General features: G+C 48.0%; 7 protein-coding genes. All 7 read right to left on the bottom strand.

What is annotated here, in order from left to right:
• The coding region (gene tnpA, locus BLS03_RS11140) for an IS200/IS605 family transposase (protein ID WP_143015618.1) at window positions 1-183 on the bottom strand (183 nt) is incomplete at its 3' end.
• A 206-nt stretch (window positions 184-389) separates the two neighbouring features.
• The gene (locus BLS03_RS11135; protein ID WP_093273603.1) at window positions 390-1,262 is read right to left on the bottom strand and encodes an arginase family protein; all 873 of its coding nucleotides are present in this window, start codon (window positions 1,260-1,262) and stop codon (window positions 390-392) included.
• 78 nt (window positions 1,263-1,340) lie between these two features.
• Window positions 1,341-2,309, bottom strand: coding sequence for a sugar ABC transporter substrate-binding protein (locus tag BLS03_RS11130; RefSeq protein ID WP_176765578.1), 969 nt, complete (start codon window positions 2,307-2,309; stop codon window positions 1,341-1,343).
• Window positions 2,310-2,331: 22 nt separating this feature from the next.
• Complete coding sequence (locus BLS03_RS11125; RefSeq protein WP_245696664.1) at window positions 2,332-3,291, bottom strand: ABC transporter permease; 960 nt, start codon at window positions 3,289-3,291, stop codon at window positions 2,332-2,334.
• A gap of 8 nt (window positions 3,292-3,299) precedes the next feature.
• Window positions 3,300-4,286: an ABC transporter permease gene (locus BLS03_RS11120; protein ID WP_093273595.1), complete on the bottom strand. Its 987-nt coding sequence runs from the start codon at window positions 4,284-4,286 to the stop codon at window positions 3,300-3,302.
• The gene (locus BLS03_RS11115; RefSeq protein WP_093273593.1) at window positions 4,283-5,800 is read right to left on the bottom strand and encodes a sugar ABC transporter ATP-binding protein; all 1,518 of its coding nucleotides are present in this window, start codon (window positions 5,798-5,800) and stop codon (window positions 4,283-4,285) included. The genes BLS03_RS11120 and BLS03_RS11115 overlap by 4 nt, the downstream gene beginning before the upstream one ends.
• A gap of 192 nt (window positions 5,801-5,992) precedes the next feature.
• Complete coding sequence (locus BLS03_RS11110; protein WP_093273590.1) at window positions 5,993-6,661, bottom strand: cyclase family protein; 669 nt, start codon at window positions 6,659-6,661, stop codon at window positions 5,993-5,995.
• Between the last annotated feature and the right edge of the window lie 141 nt (window positions 6,662-6,802).

The raw sequence follows: 6,802 nt of genomic DNA, 5'->3' as shown, positions 1-6,802 counted from the left end.
GTGATCTGGCTGAATATTTAATTCCAAGACTTCACAATCTTTTATATTGCACAAAATGTAGATCGAGCGGTAAAGCTCCTTACCTACATTACCTTTCAAGATCTTAAATCTATACTTCGGCGTCCATACTATGTGGTATTTACAACGCCAATATACATGTGATGAACTTCTGTAGTCGCCCATGTTTTTAGTTTCCTCTTACTTGTGGTGAATAAGAGACTTACTTCTAACATGGGCATTCCTTCGGGCAATAGCCCCAAGGGACAATCACCACCGCCCTAGGCGGTGGTTTAGAGCTGACAAACAAAAAAAGAGCCCAAGGGCTCTTTTTAATCGCTTAAGTACGAATATTCAACTCAGCTATTCATCAAGTACTTATCACTCAATACTTACTCTCCAAGTAAAGGGAGCTTTTCAAGCATATGTTTGAGGTTAAGTGAATCCCAAGGAAGATGCTCAGCGACCCCAATACCCACCACTTTTGTATGTTCACTCGCTATGCCAATCACTTTAACGACGTCATCCATAGTGATTTGACCTTGGGCGATGCCTTCATAAGCATTTGCAGGAACATGGGGATTGTTAAATAGTAATGAGCCAAAACTCGTCGCGCTAATTACATCAAGGTCCAAGTGGATCGCGAGCACCTTAATTTGCTCTTCTTCAATCCATTTTTGAATCGAGGTAATTTGCGATTTGATCTCATCGGGTCTGCACACACGCATCTGTTTTTCGGCCAAGAAATTGGCTTCAAACTCACTCTCGTTATTGACGCCAGCGTACATCACTTTATTGGCCTTAATCGGAGTGGTGACAAATTGGGTTAAATCACTGTCCCCTTCTCCCATCAGTGCACGCAACACAGATGCATGAGAATGCTCAAACTCGTTGGAAGTCATAATGTCAGGGTGAGCGTCAACCCATAAAATACCCAAGTCATCTTGATATTTTTGCTGCAGATAAGCAAATGGCGCCAAATCGACTAAGCAGTCACCGCCAAGTACCACCAAACTCTCTGGCTGGTGTTTATTAATCAGAGCGCGCGCCTGCTCCAACTGAGGAATAATCTGCGAGCGCCCAACGATGCCATTCTCATTCTCAAGGTTGCCATTTTGATCAAAAGCGACCTCGACCTCTTCTACCGGACCTTTAGCTTTCGGCGCCAGCCAAGCGAGAAGTTGCGCGCCAAAATGATAGGCAGGATGATTGCCCCCTTGCCACTGCGGAATATGTAAACGCAAGGTTTTACTTTGTTCAGACATAAATCTATTCCTTAATACTGAATGCTGGCGAAGCGCAAACTTCGCCATGTTTGATACTTTCTCGGCTGCTAAGAAGGTTTAAATGCCTTTACAGTCACTGAGATTGTTTTGAGTAATAATTGGGTTTGGCAAATAGCTGTATTTAGGCTGCTTTTCACCATTAAGCAGTTTGACCGCGGCATTGACAGCGTATTTTGCATCGCTGTAGGCATCTGATAGCACCGTCGCATACTGAATGCCCTGTTTGATATTTTGATAGCCTTGCACTTCACAGCCAACCCCAATTAACGCCAATTTCTGCGCATCAATGCCGGCGCGTTTTGCTGCCACAATCACACCAGCCATCATTAAATCTTCAACGGCGTAAACGCCAGACACTTGATCACCAAAGCGGGTAAACATCGAAGAAGCCGCATTCATTGCTACATTTTGATCCCAGTTTCCTGGCTGCTCGCCAACGATTTCGATGTTCGGCGCGATTTTGGCTAAGGTTTCTTTAAAACCTTTAGTCCGTCCAATACTGGTTGGCGTACCCGGTGTACCACTGATCACAAAGATTTTACCGCTATCGCCATAACCTTTGGCTTTAAATGCCGCCACCATGGCTTTTGCCGACTCTTGACCGATTTCTTCGCTATTACCACCGGTATATACATCCCAAAAACGTTCCGACTGTTTCGCCGGCATAGCATCACTGATAATCAGTGGAATACCTGCCTTTTGTACTTTGCGCATCGAAGGAATAAGCGCATTCGCATCTACCGGCCATAAGATAATCGCATCGGGATGTTTGGCAATCGCTTGTTCGACCTGGTTGGCTTGGTTTGCTGGATCAAAAGGGCTGGTGACCGTTTGGTACTTGAGCCCAGCGCTATCCGCCTCTTGCTTAAAAAAGCGCAAGTAATCAGAGCAATAGGTACACTCTTCGGTCGGTTGTAATAGAATTACTGATTTGCCCTCAGCGGCATAAGCACTAGAGAGTGGTGCTACGCTGCTCGCCAAGCAAGCTGCTGCGGTTAATGCCGCTAATTGATGTTTATAAGTCATAACCTTACTTCCTTGTTTGTTGTTATCCATGAGAGCGCGTCAGTGCGCGTAAACCTAGGCGGCTTAAGTCGCCATTAGCTAAAACTACAAAACCTAATACACAGCCATTAACTAGCAAAGTCGTGGCCGAACTCACGCCAAGTAAGCTCAAGCCGTTGCTCAGCGCTGCGAGAATAAATACCCCAAGCGCCACGTGCTGCACTTTGCCAATCCCACCGCCAAGTGAAACACCACCTAAGATGGCTGCAGATGCGGCTTGAATGAGTAGCGTATCACCCAGCGTTGGTGAACCCGTTGCGAGACTGATAGATATCAACGCCCCCGCAAGCGCCGCCATAGCGCCGCTGCAACCAAACGCGAAATACAAAGCGGCTTGAGTGTTTGCTCCGCTCATAATTGCCGATTGACGATGACTGCCAGTGGCATACACATCGCGGCCAAGGCGGGTAAAGTTGAGAATCACCAGCAGCACCGCCATAGCAACGAGGGTGATGACAATACGTGGTGAGAACAAAACCCAGAACTGTGCATCTAATACATCGGAGGCATCGAAGTTGTAATAAGGTACGACGTTGCCATCAGCAATCCAGTAGGCAAATCCAGACAGCAAAATCATCGCGCCTAGGGTACTCACCAGTGACGATACTTTGAGTTTTATAATGAATGCTGCGTTAATCAGCCCAACCATAAGGCCAAACGCCAGAGCCCACAGTACGCCCACCAGCGCCGAACTGTCCCCCATCTTGGCGAGAATCAAACCGCCGACCGCGACCATTGGCGCTACCGAAAGATCAAATTCGCCCACAATCATGGTTAGTGATAACCCCAGAGCAACCAAACCAACCAATGCAAAGCTTTGCATCAGAGCAAACAAATTGCCGCTGGTGAAAAAGAAACTGTTGGCGCAAGCAAAAAACAGCGGAATCGCAATACATAATCCGATTCGTAAACGACTTGCCATATTGAAAGTAGATGTCATCATCGTTCTCCTTAACGCTTACGTGACAGCAGGGCACCCAGCACCACAGAAATGATCACCACTGCGCCTTTGACCATCAATTGAATATCCAGAGAAAAGCCTTTTAGCAACAGCACATTACTGACCACCGCCAAAAACAGTGCGCCGATCACCGCATCCAAAATACGTCCATGCCCGCCATTGATGGCGATACCGCCAACCAGCACAGCAGCGATAGCACTGAAATCAAGCCCAGAACCAAGCGACAAATTACCTTGGGAGGTTTGCGAAGCGATCAAAATACCCGCGCTCGTTGCGGCCACTGAGGCGATAATAAAAGCGCAACAAACCGCAAGCCCAACACGCAAACCAGACAAACGCGCCGTTTCGCTATTCACACCGGTGAGTAAGGTTTCTCGGCCAAGACGCATACGCGATAAAAACAGCTCACAACCAACCAGTGCTAGCACCAAAACCACCACTTGGTTAGGCACACCGCTTATCAAATGGTCAACCCCTAACCAGTTGACAGAAACATCGCTGGTCACCGTTCGACCACCACACACCCACGAACCAATACCAGTAATCACCGACGCCGCCGCGATGCTGGTGATAATGGGATTGGTTTTAAGCAGCCCCACCGCCATGCCCTGAATCGCGCCAAATACCAAGCCGCACAGTAAAGTGATCACCGCTGCCGCAACAAAACCGTACTGCAAACAACTGGCGAAAATGATGGTTGAGATAGAGGCGGTGGCACTTAGCGATAACATAAACAAGTTTCCGCTGATGGTGACCAGCGCTAACCCGCACGCTGTTACCCCAACCGATACCGTCATAAACAAGATGGCACTGAGATTCTGCGTACTCGCAAAACCATCCACAAATACGCTCGCGAGTAGGGCAACAATCACCGTCGCCACTTTCACCGAGGTAGATTGAATCCGAGCTGGGCTTAGTGCCGTGCGCCCGATTGACAATGGTGAAGGGCTTGCCTTAGCCGAAATAGCAGGGTTCATGCTGCCACCTCCTTGTGACTTTCCAGCGCATTACCGTGAAGAATGTCCTGTAAAATACTTTGTTGACTGGCATTTTCGCGTAATACGTTATTGACCACCTGCCCTTTAAATACCGTCACTATGCGATCGGCAAAGTCGAGAATCTCTTCCAGATCGGTGGAGAAAAACACGATTGACAGCCCCGAATCGGCGCGCGTTCGAAGCACTTGGTATATGTCAGCGCGAGCGCCAATATCAACGCCGCGAGTCGGCTCATTGAGTAACAGTAATTTCGGATTGGTGGCTACGGCTTTACCAAGCACGACTTTTTGCTGATTACCACCACTGAGCGACGAAACGGGTTCGTGATTACGTTCAGGATTTAACGTAAATGAACGAGCAAGATCGACGCCCATCGCGCGCTCGTCAGATTTGGAGATCACGCCCATATTGGCAAGGCTCCCAAGTGCTCGAGAGCTTAAATTCATGCCAATTGGCGCATCTAGAAATGCCCCTTTGGCGGCGCGTTCTTCCGGCACATAAGCGATGCCAAGTTGGTCGGCGTGTTGCACGCCCTTGATCGAGACTTGCTTTTGATTAACAACAATCTTGCCCTTGGCATTAGGTTCAAGCCCTGCCAAGGTTTTCAGCAGCGCATCCGCGCCAGAACCAAGCTGGCCGACAATCGCAACAATTTCTCCGCGATGACAGTTAAAGTTAAGTGGTCCGAATTGCCCTTCTAAGCTAAGGTTTTCACATGCTAGGCACACATCCTGACTTTGCGGACGAACTGTATGCATTGCTTTGCGCTCGACCTCGTGACCAAGCATGGCACTAACCAGTTGTTCACTTGGCACTTGGGCGGTATCACGAGTAAAAATGTGCTCGCCGCCACGAAACACGGTGACACGGTCGGTAATGGTGTACACCTCATCTAAGCGGTGACTGATGATCACTAAAGTGGTCCCCGCCGCTTTCAAACCACGCATGATGGTAAACACTTTGTCGATTTCAGCGTCAGATAACGTTGCGGTAGGTTCATCAAGCAGTAGCACTTTTGCGCCGCTCGCCAAGCCGCGTGCAATTTCAACCAACTGCCTTTCTGCCAGTGATAGTGTTTGGGCCAGTTGATAAGGGGAAACATGAGCCAATCCAACACTGTCTAAATGCTGTTTGACACTCTCTACATGTTGGCGGCGCAGATACCAAAAGCCACTTTTTTTCATTCCTAACATGATGTTATCGAGCACGCTAAGATGCGGCACAATCGATAATTCTTGATGCACAATGGTGATAAGCGCCGGGTCGACGCGTTTACCCAATTCAATCTCATGACCGTCGATGGTCAATCGCCCGGAATCCGGTTTGACATAACCACCAAGAATTTTTACCAGTGTGCTCTTCCCTGCACCGTTCTCACCGCAAAGCCCGAGTATTTCACCTTTGTTCAGTGAAAAACTCACGTCATTAAGTGCAAAAACACCGCCATAACGCTTTGAAATATGACTCGCTGTCAATATCGTTTCTTCACTCATTGGTTATCCTTTGCCAACTAGTCAAAACTTAAAATCAGCTGTCATCTTAGCCTTGCCAAATCGCCAAAACTCGACTATTTCAGCCAAGGTTTAGGGTGATTAGGACAAAGCGTTATTGCGTGGCGGTCACACAGAAATACAAGACAAAAAAAGCGGCCGAAGCCGCTTAACAAAGATTAGAAATATCTCTGGTTATTCATACACGGTGGCAAACACACGAGCAGGGAAGCTTGCGAGTGGGACTCGCGGCGGTACCGCGGTGAGAAAAGCTGGCTTGCCGTCAACCTCCGCAATATTGGTCATGTCTTCGCAGATAACCACACCGCTTGAGAGTAAAATATTATGCACTGGAATCGACTGTGCAGAGGTCTCTATATTATCCACCAGCGGCGAATCAATGCCGACCAGTGCCACGCCCTGCTCTACTAAATAAAGCGCGGCTGGCTCGGACAGGTAGGGCGTATTTTCGCCATAGGCAGGCTGACCAAAAAAGCGATCGTGCTTGCTATTGAGCAACACCGCTTTGCCGCGGACTTCAATGCCAGCAAAATCTTCAAGTTCAAAAGCAACACGGCTCTCTGGTTTATTGACCACCACAATCGGTAAGTTAACAAGCTTTTCCAGCGGATAGTCGCAAATTTTGGCGCCGTTTGGGTCTTCATGAAATGGAGCGTCAATATAAGTACCTGAAATACCGAGCAAACTAATACCATCAACCAAAGCGTTATTTTCAAAACGCGGAAAATGCTCATAGACATCAACATGGCTAAGCCCTGGGTATGTCTCCATGCCATGTTCCAATTTATGGTTCAGTTCAATGTACTCTTTGACCGAAAACGGCGCTGCTTGTCTGTCTTCCATGACGATTCCTTGTCGCTAATCGAATGATTTTGTTGTTTATTCACTTAGCCTAGCTGATTAGAAAAGCTCTGACTTGGCTGTGGCAGACAAAGACTGGACTCAATAGGACAGCAACGGTTGTTCGCGCCCTATCAAGTCAGC

Source organism: Vibrio xiamenensis (genome assembly GCF_900100015.1).
In the GTDB taxonomy this organism is placed as follows: domain Bacteria; phylum Pseudomonadota; class Gammaproteobacteria; order Enterobacterales; family Vibrionaceae; genus Vibrio; species Vibrio xiamenensis.
Note: the sequence above shows the minus strand (reverse complement) of the source record. Positions and strands in the feature narration are given on the sequence as shown.